Source organism: Sphingobium xenophagum, assembly GCF_031457465.1.
Classification (GTDB): Bacteria; Pseudomonadota; Alphaproteobacteria; order Sphingomonadales; family Sphingomonadaceae; genus Sphingobium; species Sphingobium xenophagum_A.
In genome coordinates this window covers 146,732-168,463 of sequence record NZ_JAVDWV010000007.1, presented here as the reverse complement: position 1 = coordinate 168,463, position 21,732 = coordinate 146,732, and the positions used below count along the sequence as shown (strand labels likewise).

18 protein-coding genes and 2 tRNA genes are annotated in these 21,732 nt (G+C 64.1%); 12 read left to right on the top strand and 8 right to left on the bottom strand.

Translation table 11 applies throughout. From position 1 onward, the window contains the following. Window positions 1–85: 85 nt before the first annotated feature. The gene (gene purF, locus J2W40_RS09105; RefSeq protein ID WP_333972528.1) at window positions 86–1,546 is read left to right on the top strand and encodes an amidophosphoribosyltransferase; all 1,461 of its coding nucleotides are present in this window, start codon (window positions 86–88) and stop codon (window positions 1,544–1,546) included. A 127-nt stretch (window positions 1,547–1,673) separates the two neighbouring features. Beyond that, entirely contained in the window at window positions 1,674–2,390 is a 717-nt protein-coding gene (locus tag J2W40_RS09100) for an SDR family NAD(P)-dependent oxidoreductase (protein WP_310223943.1), read from the top strand. Between the two features lie 46 nt (window positions 2,391–2,436). Here the strand turns inward: J2W40_RS09100 and J2W40_RS09095 are convergent, their stop codons facing one another. Together J2W40_RS09095 and J2W40_RS09090 are read right to left on the bottom strand one after the other, a co-directional pair. Beyond that, entirely contained in the window at window positions 2,437–3,702 is a 1,266-nt protein-coding gene (locus J2W40_RS09095) for a class I SAM-dependent methyltransferase (protein ID WP_310223811.1), read from the bottom strand. Window positions 3,703–3,738: 36 nt separating this feature from the next. Then, on the bottom strand, window positions 3,739–5,121 hold the full coding sequence (locus J2W40_RS09090; RefSeq protein ID WP_310223809.1) for a cryptochrome/photolyase family protein: 1,383 nt from the start codon (window positions 5,119–5,121) through the stop codon (window positions 3,739–3,741). 187 nt (window positions 5,122–5,308) lie between these two features. Between J2W40_RS09090 and J2W40_RS09085 the strand changes: the two genes are divergently transcribed. The 7 genes from J2W40_RS09085 (at window position 5,309) to J2W40_RS09055 (ending at window position 12,076) form a co-directional block, all read left to right on the top strand. Then, the gene (locus J2W40_RS09085) at window positions 5,309–5,794 is read left to right on the top strand and encodes an RNA pyrophosphohydrolase (protein WP_310223807.1); all 486 of its coding nucleotides are present in this window, start codon (window positions 5,309–5,311) and stop codon (window positions 5,792–5,794) included. Window positions 5,795–5,883: 89 nt separating this feature from the next. After that, entirely contained in the window at window positions 5,884–6,783 is a 900-nt protein-coding gene (locus tag J2W40_RS09080; protein ID WP_310223806.1) for a DUF481 domain-containing protein, read from the top strand. 45 nt (window positions 6,784–6,828) lie between these two features. After that, window positions 6,829–8,040, top strand: a complete 1,212-nt coding sequence (locus J2W40_RS09075) for a hydrolase (RefSeq protein ID WP_310223804.1) — start codon at window positions 6,829–6,831, stop codon at window positions 8,038–8,040. 18 nt (window positions 8,041–8,058) lie between these two features. Then, entirely contained in the window at window positions 8,059–9,075 is a 1,017-nt protein-coding gene (locus J2W40_RS09070) for an arginine N-succinyltransferase (protein WP_310223801.1), read from the top strand. Further along, complete coding sequence (locus J2W40_RS09065; protein WP_310223799.1) at window positions 9,072–10,331, top strand: N-succinylarginine dihydrolase; 1,260 nt, start codon at window positions 9,072–9,074, stop codon at window positions 10,329–10,331. The genes J2W40_RS09070 and J2W40_RS09065 overlap by 4 nt, the downstream gene beginning before the upstream one ends. A 31-nt stretch (window positions 10,332–10,362) precedes the next feature. Next, window positions 10,363–10,581, top strand: a complete 219-nt coding sequence (locus J2W40_RS09060; RefSeq protein ID WP_310223797.1) for a hypothetical protein — start codon at window positions 10,363–10,365, stop codon at window positions 10,579–10,581. 46 nt (window positions 10,582–10,627) lie between these two features. Continuing rightward, window positions 10,628–12,076 (top strand): cobyric acid synthase, encoded by a 1,449-nt coding sequence (locus tag J2W40_RS09055; protein ID WP_310223794.1) that lies wholly within the window; start codon window positions 10,628–10,630, stop codon window positions 12,074–12,076. 15 nt (window positions 12,077–12,091) lie between these two features. On the opposite strand, the gene J2W40_RS09050 is transcribed toward J2W40_RS09055, so the two are convergent. Then, window positions 12,092–12,168 (bottom strand) — tRNA-Arg (locus J2W40_RS09050). A 56-nt stretch (window positions 12,169–12,224) separates the two neighbouring features. Next, window positions 12,225–12,301, bottom strand: a tRNA-Arg gene (locus tag J2W40_RS09045). A 140-nt stretch (window positions 12,302–12,441) separates the two neighbouring features. Between J2W40_RS09045 and J2W40_RS09040 the strand changes: the two genes are divergently transcribed. After that, a complete protein-coding gene (locus J2W40_RS09040) occupies window positions 12,442–12,921 on the top strand; it encodes a hypothetical protein (protein WP_310223792.1) in 480 nt (159 codons plus the stop codon). Window positions 12,922–12,974: 53 nt separating this feature from the next. Here the strand turns inward: J2W40_RS09040 and ppdK are convergent, their stop codons facing one another. The 4 genes from ppdK to J2W40_RS09020 all read right to left on the bottom strand — a co-directional run bounded on the left by ppdK (window position 12,975) and on the right by J2W40_RS09020 (window position 19,602). Continuing rightward, complete coding sequence (ppdK, locus tag J2W40_RS09035; protein WP_310223791.1) at window positions 12,975–15,677, bottom strand: pyruvate, phosphate dikinase; 2,703 nt, start codon at window positions 15,675–15,677, stop codon at window positions 12,975–12,977. Between the two features lie 138 nt (window positions 15,678–15,815). Then, window positions 15,816–18,266, bottom strand: coding sequence for a glycine--tRNA ligase subunit beta (gene glyS, locus J2W40_RS09030; RefSeq protein WP_310223790.1), 2,451 nt, complete (start codon window positions 18,264–18,266; stop codon window positions 15,816–15,818). Further along, window positions 18,263–18,742, bottom strand: coding sequence for an endonuclease domain-containing protein (locus J2W40_RS09025; RefSeq protein WP_310223789.1), 480 nt, complete (start codon window positions 18,740–18,742; stop codon window positions 18,263–18,265). Before J2W40_RS09025 ends, glyS begins: the two co-directional genes overlap by 4 nt. Then, a complete protein-coding gene (locus J2W40_RS09020; protein WP_310223788.1) occupies window positions 18,730–19,602 on the bottom strand; it encodes a glycine--tRNA ligase subunit alpha in 873 nt (290 codons plus the stop codon). Before J2W40_RS09020 ends, J2W40_RS09025 begins: the two co-directional genes overlap by 13 nt. Window positions 19,603–19,738: 136 nt before the next feature. Here J2W40_RS09020 and J2W40_RS09015 point away from each other — a divergent pair, with 136 nt between their 5' ends. Beyond that, entirely contained in the window at window positions 19,739–20,644 is a 906-nt protein-coding gene (locus J2W40_RS09015) for a TraB/GumN family protein (protein ID WP_310223786.1), read from the top strand. Window positions 20,645–20,650: 6 nt separating this feature from the next. Then, a complete protein-coding gene (locus J2W40_RS09010; protein ID WP_310223784.1) occupies window positions 20,651–21,538 on the top strand; it encodes a TraB/GumN family protein in 888 nt (295 codons plus the stop codon). Window positions 21,539–21,732 lie beyond the last annotated feature (194 nt).

Genomic DNA, 21,732 nt, shown 5'->3' with positions numbered 1-21,732 from the left:
TTGGAGTGACTATATGCGCGCTCAACGACGACCCTTGGATATTCCTTATGGGTCGTCAGGAACGGCTATGGAACCGCTCGCACCCATGATGACTACGAACCCCTTCGACGACGACAAGTTGCGCGAGGAATGCGGCATTTTCGGCGTTTCGGGCGCTGATACGGCGTCCGCTATCGTCGCACTTGGCCTTCACGCGCTCCAGCATCGGGGGCAGGAAGCCGCCGGTATCACCAGTTGGGACGGGCATGATTTCCACACCCACCGGGCCATGGGCCATGTGGCGGGGAATTTCGACCGGGATGAGGTGATTCGCGGATTGCCGGGCGACGCGGCCTGCGGCCATGTGCGCTACTCGACCACGGGCGAGACGTCGCTGCGCAATGTGCAGCCGCTCTATGCCGAGTTGAATTCGGGCGGATTCGCGATCGCCCATAATGGCAATATCTCCAACGCGATGAAGGTGCGGCGCGAGCTGATTCGGCGCGGGTCGATCTTTCAGTCGACGTCTGATACCGAGGTCATCATCCATCTGGTGGCGACGTCCAGCTATCGCACGCTGCTCGACAAGTTCATCGATGCGTTGAAGCAGGTCGAGGGTGCCTACTCGCTGATCGTCATGACGCCCGAAGGGATGATCGCCTGCCGCGATCCGCTCGGCATCCGGCCTCTGGTGATGGGCAAGCTTGGCGATACGACGATCTTCGCGTCCGAAACGGTGGCGTTGGACGTGGTGGGTGCGGAATATCTACGCACGATCGAGCCGGGCGAACTGGTGATCGTCACCAATGAAGGCGAAATCCGGTCGCATCGGCCGTTCGGCCCCGTGCATCCGCGTCCCTGCATCTTCGAGCATGTCTATTTCAGCCGCCCCGATTCGATCGTCGATGGGTCGAGCGTCTATTCGGTCCGCAAAGCGATCGGCGCGCAACTGGCGATCGAAAATCCGGTCGAGGCCGATTATGTGATTCCCGTGCCCGACAGTGGTGTACCCGCCGCGATCGGCTATGCCCAGCAATCGGGCATTCCGTTTGAACTCGGCATCATCCGCTCGCACTATATCGGGCGCACATTCATCCAGCCAGGCGACAAGGTGCGCCATCTGGGCGTGAAGCTGAAGCATAATGCCAACCGCGCGCTCATCAAAGGCAAGCGGATCGTGCTGATCGACGATTCGATCGTGCGGGGGACGACGTCCTTAAAGATCGTGCAAATGATGCGCGAAGCAGGCGCGGCCGAGGTGCATATGCGGATCGCATCGCCGCCGACCAAACATAGCTGCTTCTATGGCGTCGATACGCCTGAACGCACCAAGCTGCTGGCGCACAAGCTGGACGTGGGCGGGATGCAGGATTTCATCCATGCCGACAGCCTGTCCTTCATCTCGATCGACGGCCTCTACAAGGCGCTCGGCGAGGCGAAGCGGGCCGACACGCGGCCGCAATATTGCGATGCCTGCTTCACCGGCGACTATCCCACCGCGCTGACCGATCAGGATGATGTGGTGGTGACCAACCAGTTGGAATTGCTGGCTGAGCGGGTGGCCTGACCCATCCATTCTAGCGCCTCCGTTCGTCCTGAGTAGCCACTGAGCGAAGTCGAAGTGGCGTATCGAAGGATGCTTCGATACGGGGCTTCGGCAGGCTCAGCCCCTACTCAGCACGAACGGATTTATGATGGCATCTTCTTCTCTCCCCCTTTCCGGTAAACTAGCGCTCGTCACTGGGGCCAGTCGTGGCATTGGCGCAGCCACGGCCGAGGCGCTGGGCCGGGCGGGTGCGCATGTCGTGCTGACCGCGCGGACGACCGGCGGGCTGGAAGAGGTGGAGGAGCGCATCCATGCCGCAGGCGGCAGCGCGACGATCGCGCCGCTCGACCTGATCGATGGCGAGAGCATCGGGCGGTTGGCGCAGGCGATCGGCGGGCGCTGGGACGCGCTCGATATATTGGTGCTGAATGCCGCGACGCTGGGCGCGCTGGCGGCTGTGCCAGCGATCGACGCCAAGGAATTTGCGCGGCTGCTGACGCTGAACATTGCTGCCCCCCAAGCGCTGATCGCGGCGTTCGACGGGATGTTGCGGGCAAGCAAGGATGCGCGGGTGGTGGCGGTGACGTCGTCGGTCGTCAGCCCGCGCGCTTATTGGGGTGCTTATGGCGCGTCGAAAGCGGCGCTGGAGACGCTGGTGGGCGCCTATGGCGAGGAGATGAAGAATATCTCGGCCATCCGCACTCATATCGTCGATCCGGGCGCGACCCGCACGGCGATGCGCGCGCGGGCCTTTCCGGGCGAAGACCCGGCGACGCTCAAGGGACCGGAAGTCGTGGCCGATGCGATCGTCGGGCTAGTCGCGGCCGATACGCCGACCGGGCATCGGATGCGGGTCGAGGGCTGAACGTAGCGCGGGCGTTTCTCGACTGCGCTCGACACGAACGGCGGTTTTAGGCGGGCTTCACCAGCGTCACTTGTGCCACGTCGATGCCGCCGCCGCGGAAGCCGCCTTCACAATACATCAGATAATAGCGCCATAAGGCCACGAAATGCTGGTCGAAACTGGCGGGCAGCAGGCCCTGCTCGATCGCCTGGTCGAAGCGTAAGCGCCAGCGGCGGAGCGTCTGCGCATAATGTTGGCCGAAGCGGTGGACGTCGCGCCACTCCAGCCCCTGTTGCTCGGCCAGCGCGCGGAAGCGGCTTTCCGACATCAGCATGCCGCCGGGGAAGATATAGGCCTGGATGAAGTCGGCGCCGCGTGCATAGCGGTCAAAAATGGCGTCATCGATCAAGATATATTGGATCGCCGCGCGACCGCCGGGCTTGAGCAGGCGGTGGATGGCGGCGAGATAGGCGGGCCAGTAGCGCTGGCCAACGGCTTCGACCATTTCGACGCTGGCGACGGCGTCATATTGCCCCTGCGCATCGCGATAGTCGGTGAGGCAAATCTGCGCGCCGGAGCCGAGGCGGTCGCGGGCATAGTCGGCCTGCTCGGTCGATAGGGTGAGGCCGGCATAGGTGATCGCGTGTCGCTCCATTGCCTGTTCGGCAAGCCCACCCCAGCCGCAGCCTATTTCGAGCAGGCTGTCACCATCCTTGAGCGCCAGCCGATCGAGGATCGCATCGACCTTGCGCCGCTGGGCCTGCTCCAGATCTTCGGATTCGCTGTCAGGATTGCTGAATAAGGCACTGGAATAATGCATGAGTTCGTCCAGCCAGAGCTGGTAGAAATCATTGCCCAGGTCATAATGATAGGCGATGTTGTGGCGAGATCCGGTGCGGCTGTTGCGCCGCGCCCAATGGATCGCGCGGGCGATCCAGCGGGTCGGGCCATTGGGGCGCGCCACGCGGCCGAGCGCGACGGCGTTGGTCATGAACAGGTCAAAGAGTGGCACCGGGTCGGGACTGGTCCATTCGCCCGCGGCCCAGGCGCGATACCAGCCCGCCGATCCGCCAGTAGCCAGCCGCACCAGCGCGCGCCAATGGACGAGATGGACTTCGCAATGCGGCCCCGGCGCACGACCGCCCAGCATCCGGCGCGCGCCGTCGGGCAGGATGGCGTCGAGCGATCCCTGATCCAATCCCCGGTCGATCCGGTCGAGCAGGCGATGGAAGAGCGGTCCCAATGCGCGGCCCATCCGGCTGGGCTTGCCGGAACGGGGCGGCTGGCGCACGGAAAGCGCGCGGCGGCCGCGGCGGGGATCGACTGCATTCATGACGTCATTCCTGCCCGAAGCAGGCGGGCGCTGCAATCACCCCTTTGCGTGGCGATAGGCGGCCAGGGCGCGCTCGCGGCCTTCGCGATGGTCGATGATCTTGGGCGGATAAGCAGCGGGGCGTGCGCCATGGGCGTCAGGGTCGTGGATGACGCTATCGCGCAGGTCGGCCAATTCGGGCACCCAGCGGCGGATATAGGCGGCGGCATCGAACTTTTCCGACTGGCTGAGCGGGGCCATGATGCGGGTGAAGAGATTGGCGTCAACGCCGCTGCCCGCGACCCATTGCCAGTTCACGCTGTTATTCGCGTAGCTGGCATCGACCAGCGTGTCCCAGAACCAGCGCGCGCCATGCCGCCAGTCGATCAGCAGATGCTTGATGAGGAAACTGGCAGCGATCATGCGGACGCGATTATGCGTCCAGCCGGTCGCCCAAAGCTGGCGCATCCCTGCATCCACGATCGGATAGCCGGTGCGGCCGGTCTTCCAGGCGGTAAAGTCGGCCCCGGCGCTGCGCAGATCGCGCCACTGCAGCGCATCGAAATCCGACCGGGCATTTTCGGAGCCATAGGTCGGCATCTGGCAAATCTGCACATGGGCATAATCGCGCCAGATCAATTCCTTGAGATAGACTGTTGCATCCTGTCCTGAAGCGGCAACGCGGTGCCAGACGGTAGCGGGCGAGATTTCGCCGAAATGGAGATGGGGCGACAGGCGCGAGGAGCCTTCGACCGAAGGCAGATTGCGCGCGACCGGATAGTCGCCGACTGCATCGAGAAAGGCGGTAAGATGTGCGCGCGCGCCTGCCTCGCCCGGAGTCCAGTCTTCGGTGAAGCGGCTCGCCCAATCGGGCTTGATGGGCAGTAAGGCCCAGTCATCCAGCGTGTCGCTGGCTGGCCACTCATCGGGTGTCGGGATGGTGGCTGGCGCGCGGGTCGGCGTGGGCGGCGGCATATGTTCCATGACCGCGCGGGAAAAGGGCGTGTAGATGCGATAGATGCCCCCTGCCCCGGTCCGCACCGCGCCGGGCGGCAACAGCAGCCCGCCGTCGTGAAGGCAAAGATCGAGCGTCTTGGCCACCGCCTTTTCCGCATTGCGCCACCAGGGTTCATAATGGTGCAGGGCATGGACGCGGCGCGCGCCGGTTTCCTGCGCCAGTTGCGCCAATATCTCGGCCGATGACCCGCGCCGCAGGATGAGGCGCGACCCCTTCTCGCGCAGCCGCTCGTCTAGGCTGGTCAGGCTGTGGTGCAACCACCAGCGCGACGCACCGCCCATCGCCCAAGTGCGGGGCGTGTCGTCATCCAATATATAGACCGGGATGACCGGCCCCTCCTCTACCGCAGCGGCGAGCGCGGCCTGATCGGACAGGCGCAGATCCTGGCGGAGCCAGAGCAGGACGGGGGCGTTACTGGACATGGGTGGGCAATGCGCGGCACCGGGCCGGGTTCCAACCACCCTATCGGGCATATTGCTGGCCAACGGCCCGTCGCAAATCAGGCCATGCGCGATTCGATCCATGGACGCGCGCGGCGGCCGCGCTTATCCTTAAGCCCGGTGCCCTGCCGGGGTGTGTGGCATCATATGAGAAAGATTCAGGGGATTTATGGCTTCCACGCCCAATGAACGGGAAATGGCATATCGGCCATGCGTCGGCATCATGCTGGTCAACAGGGATGGCAAGGTCTTCGTCGGCCAGCGGCTCGATAATGTCGTGGAAGCCTGGCAAATGCCGCAAGGCGGGATCGACGAGGGCGAGGATGCCAAGGCGGCGGCGCTGCGTGAATTGGGCGAGGAAACCGGCATCGGGCCGGAGCATGTCGAGATCATCGCCAAGGCCAAGGACGAGCATTTCTATGACCTGCCGCCTGAATTGCTGGGCAAATTATGGGGCGGCAAATATCGCGGCCAGCGGCAATATTGGTATCTCGCCCGTTTTCTGGGGCAGGATAGCGACGTCAATATTCAGACCAAGCATCCCGAATTTCGTAGCTGGAAATGGGCCGAGCCTGAAACGCTGCCGGAGTTGATCGTGCCGTTCAAGCGCAAGCTGTATCGCGATATCCTGCACGAATTCAAATCGTTGATCTGAACCGTTGCGATACCGTTCCTGCGGCAGGCCGTGCGGAAAACAGGCACTTAGGGGCTTAAGTTTTGCCGTCGAGCGGGTATGACGGACCCATGCGCGCTTGTTTGATCCTGATCTCCTTCCTGTTTGCGGCCCCTGCCCTGGCTGCCGACCCCATATTGCTGCCGCCGTCGGTGCGCGAAATGCTGGAGGCGGCGATTGCCAATGGCAGCGAGACGGAGATCGCCACCGTCGCCAAGATCGCCCGGCAGACCAATCCCGCGTCCGGCGACGAAATCCAGCGCATGGTCAATAGCTGGAAGGAGAGGACCAAGGCGACTCACGACACGGTGATTCGCGAGGCGCGTTTTACCGAATTATGGACGGGCCGCGTCGAGGCAGGCGGGTTTCGGTCCACCGGCTCGACCAGCGAATTAGGCCTGAGCGGAACAGCCACGGCAACGCGCGCAGGCCTTCAATGGTCGCATAAGTTGAGCGCGACGGCGGATTATCGCCGCGCCAACGGGGTGACTTCGCGCGAACGCTATCTTGCCAGCTATGAGCCACGCTATCAGTTCGATCCGCGCGGTTTCGCCTATGGGCTGACCCAGTTCGAGCGGGATACGTCGATCGGCTATGACGAACGCTATACCGGGTCGGTCGGCATCGGTTACAAGCTGATCGTCAGCGCGCCACTGGATTTGCAGGTCGATATCGGTCCGTCGGTGCGCCACGCCAAATATCTCACCGGCGAGCGCGAAACCAAGCTCGGCGCGCGTGGATCGATGGCGGCAGTGTGGCGCTTGTCGCCGACGCTGACGCTCAAGCAGACCGCGGCAGGCTATGCCGAGAGTGAGGTTTATTCGCTCAACTCGCTGACCGCGATCGAGACGAAGGTGGCGGCACGGCTGTCGGCGGCCCTGTCCTACAACGTCCAATATGAATCGGAAACGCTGCTGAGCGCCCGCGATTTCGATACACTCAGCCGATTGACGCTGACCTACGACTTCTGACGCGCAGGGGTGGAGACGCGCGCCGCGCTCTGATAGACCCTTGCCATGAACCCCTTATCAACGGTCGAAGCTGCAATGCTGGAGCGGGCTGCGGATGCGCCGATGCTGACGCAGGTGCAGGAGTGGTCCGCGATCAACAGCGGATCGCGTAACCTGGCGGGGCTGGCGCGGATGGCGGCGACGTTGGCCAACGCCTTTGCGCCATTGCCGGGCGACGTCACGCTGGTCGATGCAACGCCGGTCGAAACGATGCGCGCCGACGGACAGGTCGAAACCATCCTGCATGGGCAACATCTCCATCTGTCGGTACGGCCGAACGCGCCGGTGCAGCTATTGCTGACCGGGCATATGGATACGGTTTTTGCCGCCGATCATCCGTTTCAGGCGCAGCGCTGGATCAAACCCGGCGTACTGAACGGCCCAGGCGTCGCCGACATGAAGGGCGGGATTGCGGTAATGCTCTCGGCGTTGCGGGCGATCGAGGGGACAGAGGCGGCGCAGATTCTTGGCTATGACGTCATCCTCAACAGCGACGAGGAAGTGGGTAGCCCCTCCTCCGCTGGCCTGTTGCGGACGGTGGCGGCGGGCAAGGTCGCAGCCTTCACCTATGAGCCGGCCCTGCCCGATGGCACGCTGGCTGGCGCGCGGGCGGGGAGCGGCAATTTCTCGATCGTGGTGACCGGGCGCAGCGCCCATGCCGGGCGCAATCCCGATGACGGGCGCAACGCGCTGCTGGCGGCGGCGGACCTGGCGCTGCGGCTCAAGGCCGGGAGCGGCCCCGGCTGTTCGTGCAATCCGGCGAAGATCGAAGGCGGCGGGCCGAATAATGTCGTGCCGGACCATGCCGTGCTGCGCGTCAATTTCCGGCCTCGGACGCCGCAGGACGAGGTGGCGGCACGGGCGCTGATCGAGCGGACGATGGCCGATGTGGCGCGCGACCATGAGGTCAGCCTGCATCTGCATGGCGGTTTCGGACGGCCGCCAAAACCGATGGATGACAAGGCCGAGCGCCTGTTCGGGCTGGTCAAGCAGTGCGGCGCTGATCTGGGGCTGGAGATTGGCTGGCGCGATACGGGCGGCGTGTGCGATGGCAATAATATCGCGGCCTGCGGTGTGCCGGTGGTCGACACGATGGGGGTGCGCGGCGGGAGCATCCATAGCGATGCCGAATTTCTGATCGCCGACAGCCTGCCCGAACGGGCGCGATTGTCGGCGCTGGCGCTGCTGCGGATCGCGCAAGGACGACATAAAATATGAAGAAGAGAGGGTAAGCGTTTGAGTTTCATCATGCGAACCGCGCGGGCGGAGGATTTGCAGACGCTCTATGAAATGGCGAAGCTGACCGGGGGTGGCTTCACCAACCTGCCGCCCGACCGCAAGTCTTTGGCCGCCAAGCTGGAGCGGACCGAGGCAGCGCTGGCGCGCGAAGATGAGGGCATTGCCGACGAACTGATCGTCATGGTGCTGGAAAATGTCGAGACGGGGCAAGTGCGCGGTACATGCCAGATTTTCTCGACCGTGGGGCAAAGCTGGCCCTTTTATTCCTATCGGTTGGGGATGCTGACCCAGCATAGCCGCGAGCTGGGCCGGACATTCCGGGCGCAGATGTTGTCGCTCACGACCGATCTGGAAGGGTCGGTCGAGGTCGGCGGGCTGTTCCTGCATCCGCGCGAGCGGGCCGAGGGGCTTGGCCTGCTGCTGTCGCGCAGCCGCTATCTCTATATTCGCGGGCATCGGCAGCGCTTTGGCGACAAGGTGATCGCCGAATTGCGCGGCGTGATCGACGAGGCAGGCGGATCGCCCTTCTGGGACGGGTTGGCCGGGCGCTTTTTCGGCATGAGCTTTCAGGAGGCGGACGAGTTCAATGCGGTGAACGGCAACCAGTTCATCGCCGACCTGATGCCCAAAACGCCCATCTATACTGCGATGCTGACCGACAGCGCCCGTGCCGTCATCGGCCTGCCTCATCCCAATGGCCGGGCGGCGATGCGGATGCTGGAGACCGAGGGGTTCGACAATGCGGGCTATGTCGATATTTTCGACGGTGGCCCGACAATGGTGGGGCAGATCGACCAGTTGAAGACGATTGCGGGCGCGCGCGACGTGACGCTGGGCGCGACGCATGAGAAGGGCGGCGACAAGATGCTGATCGCGACCGGGCGGCGGGCCGACTATCGCTGCACCTGGGGCTTCGTGCAGGAGGCGGACGGCGTCGTGTCGCTAGATGGGCCAAGCGCAGCGCGAATCGGGCTGGAGCCGGGTGCGGCATTTACCATGGCGGGGCGGGCATGAGCGTTACCGAGATTAATTTCGACGGGCTGATCGGGCCGAGCCACAATTATGCGGGCCTAAGCGTCGGCAATCTGGCGTCGGCGCGCAATGCCGGCGCGGTGTCGCATCCGCGCGCGGCGGCGTTGCAGGGCATTGAGAAGATGCGCGGCAATATCCGGCTGGGGCTGACGCAGGGCATCTTCCTGCCGCAATGGCGGCCCGATGGGGCGTGGCTGGCGCAATTAGGAACCGATGTCGGTGCGGCCGAGCCGCATATCCGCGCAGCAGCGATGTCGGCCTCGTCCATGTGGGCGGCCAATGCGGCGACGGTCTCGCCCGCCAGCGACACGAGCGACGGGCGCACCCACCTTACTGTCGCCAATCTGGTGACGATGGCGCATCGCAGCCATGAATGGCCGCAGACACTGGCGCAGTTGCGGGTCGCCTTTTCCGACCAGAGCGTCTTTGCCGTCCATGGCCCGGTGCCGCCACCCTTTGGCGACGAGGGCGCGGCCAATCATATGCGGTTGGCCGAACGGCATGACCTGCCGGGAGTCGAGATATTCGTCTATGGCCAGTCCGACGGCCCCTTCCCCGCGCGCCAGCATGTCGAGGCGAGCAAGGCGGTGGCGCGGCGGCATGGGCTGGACCCGGCGCGGACCTTGTTCGTGCAGCAGTCCGAGGAAGCGATTGCAGCGGGTGCCTTTCACAACGATGTCGTGGCGGTGGCCAATGAGCGGGTGTTGTTCACCCATGAACTGGCCTTTGCCGACAAGGAAGGCTTCTATGCCGATCTGCGCGCCGCCCTGCCCTGCGTCGAGATTGTCGAGGTGCCCGCCAGCGCGGTGAGCCTGGCCGATGCGATCAAAAGCTATCTCTTCAACGCGCAATTGGTGACGCTGCCGACGGGCGAGATGGCGCTGGTCCTGCCGACCGAGGCGCGCGAGACGCCCGCCGTGTGGCAGTGGCTGGAGCAGATGATCGCGGGCAATGGGCCGATCCGGCGACTCGTCCCGGTCGATGTGCGCCAGTCGATGGCCAATGGCGGCGGCCCGGCCTGCCTGCGGCTGCGCGTCGTGGCTGATCCGGCGACGATCGATCCGCGCTTCCTGGTGGACGAAGCCAAGCTGGATGCCATCGCGGCAATCGTGGCTGCCTATTGGCCCGAAGATATTGCGCCCGATGGTCTGGGCGACACCACGTTGATCGCGCGCATCGAACAATCATGGTTAACGCTTGTTGACCATTTGCAGCTTTCGGGCGATCTCATGCCATAAAGGCGGGGGCCAAACGCCGGATGGGATGGACATGGAACGGATCAAACGCCTTTTTACCGTCAAGACCAAGTTCGAGGCGTTTCTGATCATCTACGCGCTCGCCCTAGGCGCGACCGAGCGCGGCGTCACCTATATGCAGCAATATCCCGGCACAGGCGGGCAGATATTGGCGCTGGCCTGCACCGGCGCGGTGTTCATGGCGGGCGGCATGATATTGGACGCGCTGGAATATCGGCGCAGCTACGGTTAAGTGAAGGGCTTGCGCTGACGGCACGCGCCGGTCAGGGATGATGGCCATGGGTGCCATCATGTTGCAGGGAACCGGATCGGACGTGGGCAAGTCGGTGCTGGTCGCCGGATTGTGCCGGGCGCTGGTGCGGCGCGGCTATCGGGTCCGCCCGTTCAAGCCGCAGAATATGTCCAACAATGCAGCCGTAACCACCGATGGCGGCGAGATTGGCCGGGCGCAGGCGTTGCAGGCTGTCGCTTGCGGCGTGCCGCTGCATACGGACATGAACCCAGTGCTGTTGAAGCCGCAGGCCGACCGGACATCACAACTGATCGTCCATGGCCAGGTGCGCGGCACCTTGGGATCGGGCAATTTCCGCGCTGCGCGGGGTGAGTTGCTGGGGGCGGTGCTGGAAAGCTATGCCCGGTTGCAGGCGCAATGCGACATCGTCGTGGTCGAGGGTGCGGGATCGCCCGCCGAGATCAATCTGCGCGCGGGCGACATCGCCAATATGGGCTTTGCCCGCGCCGCCAATGTACCGGTGGTCCTGGTCGGCGATATCGACCGGGGCGGCGTGATCGCGGCGGTGGTCGGCACGCGCAGCGTGATCGACCCGGAAGATGCGGCGATGATCCGGGGTTTCCTAATCAACAAATTTCGCGGTGATCCGGCTTTGTTCATAGATGGCTATGCGCAGATCGAGGCGCTGTCGGGCTGGCGCGGCCTGGGCGTCGTGCCATGGCTGGATGCTGTGGCGCGGCTGCCGAGCGAGGATGCGGTCGTGCTGGAGCGGCGGCAATTTTCTGTCGAAGCGCCGCTGGTGGTCGCCTGTCCCGTGCTGCCGCGTATTTCCAATTTCGATGATGTCGATCCGCTGAAGCTGGAGCCGGGCGTGGACCTGCGCATGGTCGGGCCGGGACAGGTGATCCCGGCCGAGGCGGCGCTGGTGATCCTGCCCGGCTCCAAGGCGAGTGTGGCGGATATGCGGGCGATGGTGGCGCAGGGATGGGACATCGACATTCGTGCGCACCACCGGCGCGGCGGGGCGGTGCTGGGGATATGCGGCGGATACCAGATGCTGGGGCGGACGATTGCCGACCCGGACGGGCTGGAGGGGCCGCCGGGATCGGTCGCGGGGCTGGGGCTGCTGAATGTCGAGACAGTACTCGGCGGGACCAAGACGCTGGAAGCGGTGCGAGGGCACGCACTGGGGGCGGAATTTGGCGGCTATGAGATGCATATGGGGCAGACCGACGGGCCGGATCGTGCGCGGCCCTTTGCGATGCTGGGCGATCGGGCGGATGGCGCGATCAGCCGTGATGGGCGGGTGATGGGCAGCTATGTCCATGGGCTGCTCGCCAGCACGGAGTTGCGCGATGCGGTGCTGCGGCGGTTGGGCAGCGCGTCGGCGGGGCAGGATTATGACCAGTCGGTCGAGGATGCGCTGGACGAGGTCGCGGACCTGCTCGAAACCCATGCCGATGTCGACGCGATGATCGCGCTGGCAATGGGCTGACGCTGATGGGAAAAATGGTGCACCCAGAGCGATTCGAACGCCCGACCCTCAGATTCGTAGTCTGATGCTCTATCCAGCTGAGCTATGGGTGCAGAGGAAAGACTGGCGGAGAGGCTGGAAGCCCGACCGATAAAGTCCTTCGGAAAAATGGTGCACCCAGAGCGATTCGAACGCCCGACCCTCAGATTCGTAGTCTGATGCTCTATCCAGCTGAGCTATGGGTGCATTTGGAGAGGCGCAGATAGAAGCGCTCGGCCATTTGGGCAAGCCCCTTTTTTGCACTTTTATGGCCCGTTTCCGAACCGGAACGAGGAAAGGGCAACTTTTGCCGCGCTGCACCGTTCGGATGCGCAGGAGGACCCGCCATGAGCTTTACCCTGAATGACATTGCCTTGCTGCTGATCGCTTTGGTCATCGGTATGATATTCGGCCTGATGATGAGCGGGCGCGGCAAATATCGCCGGGCCTGGCGCGACGAGCAATTGCTGCACCGGCAGTCGGTGAAGGAACGCGATGCGCGGATCGAGGCGGCGGAGGCGCGCGTGCGCGAGCTGGAACGGCAGGCGGTCCCCGTGGGGGCCGGTGCGGCGGGCGTGGCTGCGGCCAGTGCTACGCATGAGCGCGATGATCTGAGCCGCATCAAAGGGATCAGCCAGGCGCAGGAAGTGTCGCTCAACGAGGCAGGCTATCAGCGCTTCGAGCAGATCGCGGCCTTGGGTGCCGAGCAGGAAGCGGCGCTGGAAGCACGGCTGGGGCTGGTGCCCGGCACGATCGTTCAGGAAGACTGGCGCGGTCAGGCCCGGACGCTGGAGACCAAGCCCGCCAAGCGTGGCCTGTTCGGCTAAGCCCAGGCTTCGACGACAAGGAGAAAGGGCGGGGATCACTCCCCGCCCTTTTCTTATGCCTTCTTCGCCAGCGCCGCCTGCGCCGCCGCCAGCCGGGCGATCGGCACGCGATAGGGCGAGGCCGAGACATAATCGAGGCCTGTCTCTTCGCAGAAGGCGATCGAGGCCGGATCGCCGCCATGTTCGCCGCAGATGCCAAGCTTGATGCCGGGGCGCGTCTTGCGCCCGCGTTCAGCGGCCAGCTGGATCAGTTCGCCCACACCCTCGACATCAATGCTGACGAAGGGATCGCGGGCGAAGATGCCCTTGTCGACATAGGTGCCCAGGAACCGGCCCGCATCGTCGCGGCTGATGCCGATTGTGGTCTGGGTGAGATCGTTGGTGCCGAAGGAGAAGAATTCTCCGACTTCCGCGATTTCCCCGGCCTTGAGCGCGGCGCGCGGCAGTTCGATCATCGTGCCGACGAGATATTCGACACTGTCGCCCTGTTCGGCGAAGACTTCGGCAGCGACGCGATCGACGATCGCCTTCATCAGTTCCAGTTCCTTGCGCGTGGCGACGAGCGGGATCATGACTTCGGGGATCGGCGCTTCGCCGCCGCGCTGCTTGACGATCAGCGCCGCTTCGAAGATCGCGCGCGCCTGCATCTCGTAGATTTCGGGATAGGTGACGCCCAGACGGCACCCGCGATGGCCGAGCATCGGGTTGAATTCATGCAGTTCGTTGGCGCGACGCTTGAGCACGTCCACCGACACGCCTGCTGCCTTGGCCACTTCCTCGAATTCCGCTTCGGCGTGGGGCAGGAATTCGTGCAGCGGCGGGTCGAGCAGGCGGATGGTGACGGGCAGGCCCGCCATGACCATGAAGATCTGCGCGAAATCGTCCCGCTGTTCGGGCAGCAGCCGTTCGAGCGCGACGCGGCGGCCCTTTTCACTGTCGGCCAGGATCATTTCGCGGACGGCGGTGATGCGGGCCGCGTCGAAGAACATATGTTCGGTGCGGCAGAGGCCAACGCCTTCTGCGCCGAACTCCCGCGCGACCTTGCAGTCCTGCGGCGTTTCGGCATTCGCGCGGACCTTGAGGCGACGGACCTTGTCGGCCCAGACCATCAGCGTGCCGAAATCGCCCGCCAGTTCAGGCTGCACGGTGGGCACTTCGCCCGCCATGACTTCGCCGGTCGATCCGTCGAGGGTGAGGATATCGCCCTCCTTCAATTCACGACCGCCGATGCGCAGGATTTTCGCCTTGCTGTCGATCGAAATGCCGCCCGCGCCGGAGACGCAGGGACGGCCCATGCCGCGCGCCACGACGGCGGCGTGACTGGTCATGCCGCCGCGCGCGGTCAGGATGCCCTTGGCCGCGTGCATGCCGTGGATGTCTTCGGGCGAGGTTTCCACGCGGACGAGGATGACGGCGTCGCCCATTTCATTGCGGCGCTCGGCGGTGTCGGCGTCGAACACGATCAGGCCGGATGCGGCACCGGGCGAAGCGGGCAGCCCCTTGGTCAGCACGTCGCGCGGCGCCTTGGGATCGAGCGTGGGGTGGAGCAATTGGTCGAGCGCGGCGGGATCGACGCGGGCGACGGCCTCTTCCTCGGTGATCAGCCCTTCGTGCGCCATGTCCACGGCCATTTTCAACGCAGCCTTGGCGGTGCGCTTGCCCGACCGGGTCTGAAGCATCCACAGCTTGCCCTGCTGGACAGTGAATTCGATGTCCTGCATGTCGCGATAATGGGTTTCGAGGATCTGGAACACCTTGGCCAGTTCGGCATAGGTTTCCGGCATCGCCTCTTCCATCGACAGCGGCTTGGCCCCTGCCCGCTCCCGCGCCGCGAGCGTCAGATATTGCGGGGTGCGGATGCCGGCCACGACATCTTCGCCCTGCGCGTTGATCAGGAATTCGCCATAATAGACATTCTCGCCGGTCGACGGATCGCGGGTGAAGGCGACGCCGGTGGCCGAGGTTTCGCCCATATTGCCGAACACCATCGCCTGCACATTGACGGCGGTGCCCCATTCGCCGGGGATGTTGTTGAGGCGGCGATAGACTTTGGCGCGCTCCGACTGCCAGGAGCCGAACACGGCGCTGATCGCGCCCCAAAGCTGGTCATGGACGTCCTGCGGGAAGGGCTTGTCCCACAGCTTCTTTACGAGCGCCTTATATTCGGCGACCAGGGCTTTCCAGTCGTCGGCGGTCATTTCGGTGTCGAGGCTGTAGCCCTGATCTTCCTTGGCGACTTCGAGCGCTTCCTCGAACGCGCCATGGTCCAGTTCCAGCACGACGTCCGAATACATCTGGATGAAGCGGCGATAGCTGTCCCAGGCGAAGCGTTCGTCGCCCGATGTGTTCGCAAGGCCGATGACGGTTTCGTCGTTGAGGCCGAGGTTGAGGACCGTGTCCATCATGCCGGGCATCGACGCGCGCGCGCCCGACCGGACCGAGACGAGCAGCGGATCGGCGGCATCGCCAAACTTCTTGCCGGTGATCCCTTCGATATGGGCAAGGCCAGTGGCGACTTCCGCCTTCACGCTGTCGGGATAGACGCCGCCATCTTCATAATAGCGGGTGCACATTTCCGTGGTGATGGTGAAGCCCGGCGGCACCGGCAGGCCGATCGCGGCCATGCCGTCGAGGTTCGCGCCCTTGCCGCCCAGCAGGTTGCGGTCGCCCTGCCCGCCATCATCCACGCCGCCGCCAAAACGATAGACATAACGGGTCGCGGTGGTGGTCATGATGGCCTCTTGTGTCTCGGTCATTCCCGGCTCTCCCTGCACTGATTGCCGATTATATTGCGTTGCAACAATCCAGCAGCAATAGCGGGATGATGCGCGATCGAATAGGATTATTACGCTTTAACTTCGCACTTTTCCCGCTGATTTTGTCATTTCGTTGCGTTATCCCGCAATCTTTGAAAAGTCCGCGACGCTATGCACGGCGTCACGCACCCGCGTCAGCAGCGCAAGCCGGGCGGCGCGCTTGGCGGGATCGGGGTCATTGACCGTCACGCTTTCAAAGAAGGCGTCGATGGGCGCGCGGAGGGTGGCGAGCGCCGCCATCGCGCCCTCGAAATCCTCCGCCGCCACCGCCCGTGCCGTGCGCGGTTCCGCCACGTCGAGCGCGGCGATGAGCGCAGCTTCGGCTATTTCGGGCGTGTAGGACAGCGAATTTACGCCCCTCCCTTCCAGGGAGGGGTTGGGGGTGGGTGGCGAGCGGAGCGAGCCTTCCTCCGTCGAGAGGTCGGAGCCGCCTGCGGCGGCACCCACCCCCGGCCCCTCCCTAATAGGGAGGGGGGAAGAAGATGGCACTTCCTTCTTGAGGATGTTCGCGGCGCGCTTATAGCCTGCGAGCAGGTTCGCCCCGTCGTCGGTCGCGACGAAGGATTGCAGCGCATGGACGCGGGCGAGCAGGCGGACGAGATCATCCTCGCCGCCGAGTGCGAACACTGCGTCGATCAGGTCGTGGCGGACCCCGGCTTCGCGTTGTTGGACTTTGAGACGATCGGCGAAGAAGTCGAGGAGGGAAAGTGCATTTTTGAAAACTAGTTCAGCTAGACCTTTATCGTCTATCGCCTTTTTATGGCTATCGATAATAGCTTGAGCCATATCTTCAGGTATGCCGTCAACGTGTTGGAAAATCTTGTTGAACACCTCACTTGATTTCTCAAATCCTTCCTCAATTTCGCCAACCGCAAATTCGCCACTGGCTTGGGCGAGTACCCCGACCAAGCGAACTCGAATTGAGTTGTACGTTATCAAGGAAATAACAGCGAGTGCCGCTCGGCGAAGAGCGAACGGATCTCGCGATCCTGTAGGCTGTTGGTCAACAAAGAAGAACCCAACCAACGTATCCAGCTTATCCGCCAAACTCACCGCCACCGTGACCGGCGCGGTGGGGACGTCGTCGCCTTGGCCGATCGGCTTGTAATGGTCGCGGATGGCGTCTGCTACGGCATCCGGCAGGCCTTCGGCGCGGGCGTAGTAGCCGCCCATGACGCCTTGCAATTCGGGGAACTCGCCGACCATTTCGGTGACGAGGTCGGCTTTGCAGAGGCGGGCGGCTTGCTCGGCGAGGTTGGCCAAATGCTCCCTCTCCCCTGCGGGGTCGAAGGGAGGCACGTGACTCCCTTCGAGGCTGGGGAGAGGGGGTTCTACGCCAGTGTCGCGCGCACCATTAGCGTCGAGCACCCTCTCCCTGCCCTCTCCCTCAAGGGAGAGGGTTCCAGAAGTCACGATGCCCTCGTCTACCAACCATTTTGCCAGTTTCGCCACCCGCTCTACCTTGTCGGCCACCGTCCCCAATTTCTCGTGGAAGGTGATGCGTTCGAGTTTCTTGGCGTGGTCTTCCAACCGCGTCTTGCGGTCTTGTTCCCAGAAGAAGCGCGCGTCGCTCAAGCGCGCGGCCAGCACCTTGCGGTTGCCTGCGATGATGGCGGCGCCGCCATCCTTGGCGTCGATATTGGCGGTGCAGATGAAGGCGGGGGCGAGTTTCCCCGCGCCGTCGCGCAGCACGAAATATTTCTGGTTGATACGCAGGGTTAGCTGGATGACTTCAGGCGGCACCTCAAGAAAGACGGGATCGAAATCGCCGAGCAGCGGCACCGGCCATTCGGTCAGGCCCGCATTTTCCGCGACCAGGCCCTTGTCCTCGATCACCGTATAGCCATGCGCGGCGGCGGCCTGCGCGGCCTTCTCCGCGATGATCGCCTGGCGTTCCTGATGGCTGACGATGACATGGCAGGCGCGCAGCTTTTCGGCATAATCGCTCGCCCCGCCGATGGTGATTTCGGCCGGGTGGTGGAAGCGATGGCCAAGCGTGGCATAGCCGCTGCGGATGCCGTCGATCTCGCAGTCGATCAGTTGCTCGCCCAGGATCGCGACGATACCCTGCAACGGGCGGACCCAGCGCAGGCTCTCCGTCGTCTGCGACGCGACGCCCCAGCGCATGGATTTGGGCCAGGGGAAGGCGCGGATGATGGCGGGGATGGCTTGCGCCAGCACCTCTGCGGTGGCGCGGCCGGGCTTGTTGACGGTGCCGAACCAGATGCCGTTGCGGTCTTCGAGCTGGTCCTGGGTCAGGCCGGTCTTGCGCAGGAAGCCTTCGAGCGCCTGGGGCGGCGCGCTGGTGCGCGGGCCTTTATGCTCTTCGCTGACGGCGGCGGTTTCGAGCGGCAGGTCGCGGGCGATGAGCGCGAGGCGGCGGGGCGTGACGAAACTGTCGATGCGGCCCGGCGTCAGGCCGGATTTCGCCAGTTCCTCGGTAAAGAAGCGCGCGAGATCGTCGCTGGCCTTGAGCTGCATGCGCGCGGGAATTTCCTCGCAGCGCAGTTCGAGGAGGAAGTCGGTCATGCCCGTTCCTCCCCGGCACGGGGAGGGGGACCGTCAGCCGCAGGCTGATGGTGGAGGGGGCTGGCCCCAAGCGCGGCGATCGAGGCAGCCACTATGTCGGCATCCTTCAAAATCTCAGAAGCAGCTATGCGAAGCACCTGATATCCATTCTCTTCCATGAACCTGTCCCGGTGGAGATCGCGCGCCGGACGATCGGCCCGATTATGCGCTTCCCCGTCGACCTCGATGACCAGCTTCAAGCTGCTGCAGTAGAAGTCGGCTATATAGCTTCCGATGGGATGTTGCCGCCGGAATTTCAGGCCGGTGGCCTGGCCTCTAAGCCTTTGCCAGAGCAGGACTTCGGGCAGGGATAGGTCGCAGCGGAGTTTGCGGGCGGTGTAGGTTTCCGGGCGGCGTGTGTGGGGCACCCCCCCTCCACCACGCGGCTGCGCCGCGCGGTCCCCCTCCCCGTGCCGGGGAGGATTCACGCGGTCCATCCGTTGGATTCCATCCATGCTTCGCAACTGCCCTTCGCCATGTCGCGGACCTGGCCCATATAGCTGGCGCGTTCCTGGACTGAGATCACGCCGCGCGCTTGCAGCAGGTTGAAGACGTGGCTGGCCTTGATCGCCTGGTCATAGGCGGCGAGCGGTACGCCATTGTCGATGCAACTGCGCCATTCGGACTGGCAATCCTTGAACCAGCGGAACAGTTTTTCGGTGTCGGCGACCTCGAAATTCCATTTCGACATCTGCTGTTCATTGGCCAGGAACACGTCGCCATAGGTGACGCCGGCATCATTGAATTTCAGGTCATAGACGCTGTCGACGCCCTGAATATACATGGCCAGCCGTTCGAGGCCATAGGTCAGTTCGCCCGCGACCGGCTTGCAGTCATAGCCGCCCATCTGCTGGAAATAGGTGAATTGCGTGACTTCCATGCCATCGCACCACACTTCCCAGCCAAGGCCCCAGGCGCCCAGCGTCGGGCTTTCCCAGTCATCCTCGACGAAACGGATGTCGTGGACCAGCGGGTCGATGCCGATTTCCACCAGGCTGCCGAGATACAACTCCTGCAGATTGGCGGGGCTGGGCTTCATGATCACCTGATATTGGTAATAATGCTGCAGCCGGTTGGGGTTTTCGCCATAGCGGCCATCCGTGGGCCGGCGGCTGGGCTGGACATAGGCGGCGTTCCACGGCTGCGGCCCAAGCGCGCGCAGGGTGGTGGCGGGGTGGAAGGTGCCCGCGCCGACTTCCATGTCATAGGGCTGGAGGATGACGCAGCCCTGTTTCCCCCAATAGGCATGGAGGGTCAGGATGAGGTCCTGAAAGGAAAGCGCTTTGCCTTCGGCCACGAATAGTCCTTCGCGAAATGGTCGGTTTTGCTGGCTCGCGCCTTGGCGCATGGGGCCGATAGGGTCAAGGGCAGGACGGAGCGAAACAGGGTTAAGTGGCTTGCCCTTGCGCCATCCGCCCCGCATGGTTGGGGCTATGAAGATGCTTGCTTATCTGGCCCATGGCCTTGCCGCCGCGCTGTTGCTGACCAGCGGCCCCGTGGCCGCCCGCCCTGCCCCGCCAGCCACCAATGTTGCGACGCCTGCCCTGTGGCAGGTTCAGGATGCGGACACGACGCTCTATCTGTTCGGCACCGTGCATGTGATGAAGCCGGACGTGGACTGGTTTCGCGGCGGGGTGAAGGCCGCGTTCGAGGGATCGGACGAGCTGGTGCTGGAGATTATCGAGCCGGACGATCCCAATGCGATGGGCGCGATCATGATGCCCAAGGCGTTGGCGCAGGATGGCGTGGCGCTGTCCGACCGGCTGACGCCGGAGGCACGGGACAAATATCGCGCGGCGATGGCGGCGAATGGCCTGCCCGCACCGGCGTTCGACCGGATGAACCCGTGGATGGCGGGCATGGCGCTGGCCGTCGCGCCGCTGGCGAAGATGGGCTATCAGGCGGATCTGGGCGCGGAGAAAATCCTGCGCTCGGCGGCGGTGAAGGCGGGCAAGCGGGTCGAGGCGCTGGAGACGGTCGAGCAGCAGATTGATTTCTTCGCGACGCTGCCGATGGAACAGCAGGTCGCTTTCCTGAACGCGACTGTCGATGGCCTACCGGAGATGGAAACGGAGTTCGCCGCCTTGCTGCGCCACTGGCAGGCGGGCGATCCGGACAAGCTCGGCAAATCCATGAACGAGTCGCTGGAGGCGACGCCGGAACTGGCGCAGGTGCTGCTGATCGGGCGCAATGCGAACTGGGCGCAATGGATCAAAGCGCGGATGGCGACGCCGGGGACGATATTCGTCGCGGTCGGCGCGGGGCATCTGGCGGGCAAGGGCAGCGTGCAGGATCAGTTGAAGACGCTGGGCATCACCGCCCGGCGGATCAAGGAGTAAGGGACGATGCGGCGGTTCACCCATTTCCTGGCGCTGTGTGCGCTGACGCTGGTCGCGGCCTGCGGGCAGGATGGCAGTCCCAAGCCGGAGGCCGCGCAGGGCGGCCCGGCGCTGTGGCAGGTGTCGCGCGGGTCCATGAAGGGCTGGCTGTTCGGGACCATCCATGTCCTGCCCAAGGGGGTGGCGTGGGAGACGCCGACGATCAGCGAGGCGATGGCGCAGGCGGATCGGCTGGTGCTGGAAGCGGCGGATTTGCAGGACGAGCAGAAGACGCTGGCGCTGTTCGAATCCATGGGCCGCAGCCCCGGCTTGCCGCCGCTCGACCAGCGCGTGCCGGAGGAAGATCAGGCCGCGCTCGTCAAGGCCGTGGAGGATGGCGGCACCAGCACACAACTCCTGTCGGGCTATGAAAGCTGGGCGGCGGCGATGCTGTTGTCGGCGGCGAGCCAGCAGGCGCTCAAGGTCAGTCAGGATGATGGCGTGGAGCCGGTGCTGATCGCCGCGTTCAACAAAGCGGGCAAGCCGATTGGCGGGCTGGAAACGGTGGAACGGCAATTCGCTGCGTTCGACACGTTGCCCGATGCGGCCCAGGCGAAGTTGCTGGTGCAGACGGTGCGCGAGACCAAGGATATGAAGGCTCTGTTCGACCGCATCCTGACCGCCTGGCGCAAGGGTGACATGGAGGCGATCGCCAAGGAGGACCAGAATGGCGAGCAGCCCGATCCGGTGGTTGAGGAAGCCGTGCTGGTCGCGCGCAACCGCGACTGGGTGAAGGCGATCGAGCCGATGACGGGGCGGCCCTTCATCGCGGTGGGCGCGGGGCATCTGACGGGGCGCGAGAATCTGATCGAGCTGCTGAAGGCCAAGGGCTTTACGGTGACGCGGGTGCAGTGATTGCAAATGTCCGTTCGTCCTGAGTAGCTATTGAGCGAAGTCGAAATAGCGTATCGAAGGACCGGCTCACGCGCATCCTTCGATACGAGGCTTCGACAAGCTCAGCCTCTACTCAGGACGAACGGACATTGTGTCGCTGCCCCATCTTGCAATCTTGCCCTTTTCTGCTAAAGGGCGCGCTCCCGCGATGGTCA

Coding starts and splice junctions, on each gene's coding strand:
- J2W40_RS09065 (WP_310223799.1), top strand. CDS start 9,072: ATGAGCGTTACCGAGATTAATTTCGACGGGCTGATCGGGCCGAGCCAC.
- J2W40_RS09040 (WP_310223792.1), top strand. CDS start 12,442: ATGAGCTTTACCCTGAATGACATTGCCTTGCTGCTGATCGCTTTGGTC.
- glyS (WP_310223790.1), bottom strand. CDS start 18,266: ATGACCGACTTCCTCCTCGAACTGCGCTGCGAGGAAATTCCCGCGCGC.
- J2W40_RS09075 (WP_310223804.1), top strand. CDS start 6,829: ATGAACCCCTTATCAACGGTCGAAGCTGCAATGCTGGAGCGGGCTGCG.
- J2W40_RS09080 (WP_310223806.1), top strand. CDS start 5,884: ATGCGCGCTTGTTTGATCCTGATCTCCTTCCTGTTTGCGGCCCCTGCC.
- J2W40_RS09015 (WP_310223786.1), top strand. CDS start 19,739: ATGAAGATGCTTGCTTATCTGGCCCATGGCCTTGCCGCCGCGCTGTTG.
- J2W40_RS09090 (WP_310223809.1), bottom strand. CDS start 5,121: ATGTCCAGTAACGCCCCCGTCCTGCTCTGGCTCCGCCAGGATCTGCGC.
- J2W40_RS09100 (WP_310223943.1), top strand. CDS start 1,674: ATGGCATCTTCTTCTCTCCCCCTTTCCGGTAAACTAGCGCTCGTCACT.
- purF (WP_333972528.1), top strand. CDS start 86: ATGATGACTACGAACCCCTTCGACGACGACAAGTTGCGCGAGGAATGC.
- ppdK (WP_310223791.1), bottom strand. CDS start 15,677: ATGACCGAGACACAAGAGGCCATCATGACCACCACCGCGACCCGTTAT.
- J2W40_RS09095 (WP_310223811.1), bottom strand. CDS start 3,702: ATGAATGCAGTCGATCCCCGCCGCGGCCGCCGCGCGCTTTCCGTGCGC.
- J2W40_RS09055 (WP_310223794.1), top strand. CDS start 10,628: ATGGGTGCCATCATGTTGCAGGGAACCGGATCGGACGTGGGCAAGTCG.
- J2W40_RS09085 (WP_310223807.1), top strand. CDS start 5,309: ATGGCTTCCACGCCCAATGAACGGGAAATGGCATATCGGCCATGCGTC.
- J2W40_RS09025 (WP_310223789.1), bottom strand. CDS start 18,742: ATGGACCGCGTGAATCCTCCCCGGCACGGGGAGGGGGACCGCGCGGCG.
- J2W40_RS09010 (WP_310223784.1), top strand. CDS start 20,651: ATGCGGCGGTTCACCCATTTCCTGGCGCTGTGTGCGCTGACGCTGGTC.
- J2W40_RS09060 (WP_310223797.1), top strand. CDS start 10,363: ATGGAACGGATCAAACGCCTTTTTACCGTCAAGACCAAGTTCGAGGCG.